Genomic DNA, 1,503 nt, shown 5'->3' with positions numbered 1-1,503 from the left:
CGCCCTGCTGCCCCCGGCCGCCCGGCCGGCGGCGTTTGCCTGGCTCGAAGGCCAGCTCACCACCATGCAGCTGGTGCACGATGTGCAGGAGGCCGGCGGCCGCATCAGCAAGCTGGTGGCCGACGTGAAAACCTACTCGCACATGGACCGTGCCGGCGGCTTCGAATCCCTCGACGTGACAGTTGGCCTCGACAGCACGCTCAACATGCTGGGCTTCCAGCTGCGCAAGAAGAACATCAAGGTCACCCGCGAGTATGCGGCCAATTTACCGCTGATTCGGGGCCGGGTGAGCAGCCTGAACCAGGTGTGGACCAACCTGCTCGACAACGCCATCGACGCGCTGCCGGCCCAGGGCGGCGAGCTCACGCTGCGCACCGTGCGCGAGGGCGACTTCGTGCGCGTGTTTCTGCGCGACAACGGCAGCGGCATTCCGGCCGATGTGCTGCCGCATATCTTCGAGCCGTTCTTCACCACCAAGCAGGCCGGCGACGGCTCGGGCCTGGGCCTCGACATTGCGCAGCAGATTATCCGCCAGCACGACGGGCGGCTGGAAGTGCAGTCGGCGCCCGGCCGTACCGAGTTTTGCGCTTGGCTGCCGGTGGCCGGGCGCTTGGATTAGCCGAACACCACACTGCCCCTCTCATTCCTATAGAAAACAGCTATGCCCGCCAAGAAGCCCATTATTCTCGCCGTTGACGACGACGCCCAGGTGCTGGCGGCCGTTGCCCGCGACCTGCGCCAGGAATTCAGCCAGGATTACCGCATTCTGCGCGTGAATTCCGGCCCCGAAGCGCTGACGACCATCAAGGAGCTGCACGAAAAGGAAGAACCGCTGGCCCTGATTCTGGCCGACCAGCGCATGCCCGAGCTCGAAGGCGTAGACCTGCTCGCGGCCTCGCGCGAGTTTTTTCCGGATGCCAAGCGCGTGCTGCTCACGGCCTATGCCGACACCGAAGCCGCCGTGCGTGCCATCAACGCGGCCCGGCTCGACCACTACCTGATGAAGCCCTGGGACCCACCCGAGCAGCTGCTCTACCCCACGCTGCACGATTTGCTGGCCGCCTGGCAGGCCGCGCACAAGCCGAAGTACGACGGCCTGCGGCTGATTGGCTTCCAGTGGTCGCCGCTGTCGCACGAGCTCAAGGACTTTCTTAGCGGCTACATGGTGGGCTACCAGTGGCTTGATTTTGAAACCAGCCCTGAGGGCCGCAAGCTACTGGCGGCCAAGGGCTACAAGTCGGGCCAACTGCCCGTGGTGGTTTTTCCGGATGGCACGGCCCTGGCCAAGCCCACGCCCGCCGACATCGGGGCCAAGCTGGGCATTACGCAGCAGGCCTCGCAGGATATGTACGACGTGGTGGTGGTGGGCGCCGGCCCCTCGGGCCTGGCCGCCGCCGTGTACGGCGCCAGCGAAGGCCTCAAAACCCTGATAATTGAGCGGATGACGCCCGGCGGCCAGGCCAGCACCAGCTCGCGCATCGAAAATTACCTCGGCTTCCCGAC

At 65.7% G+C, this 1,503-nt stretch carries 2 protein-coding genes; both read left to right on the top strand.

All coding sequences use genetic code 11. The features are described 5' to 3' along the window. Window positions 1–619: sensor histidine kinase (locus ACYVDE_RS22550; RefSeq protein ID WP_460503782.1), on the top strand; the 619-nt coding region annotated here is incomplete at its 5' end. 42 nt (window positions 620–661) lie between these two features. After that, the coding region (locus ACYVDE_RS22545) for an NAD(P)/FAD-dependent oxidoreductase (protein ID WP_460503781.1) at window positions 662–1,503 on the top strand (842 nt) is incomplete at its 3' end.

This window comes from Hymenobacter agri (assembly GCF_054778495.1).
Note: the sequence above shows the minus strand (reverse complement) of the source record. Positions and strands in the feature narration are given on the sequence as shown.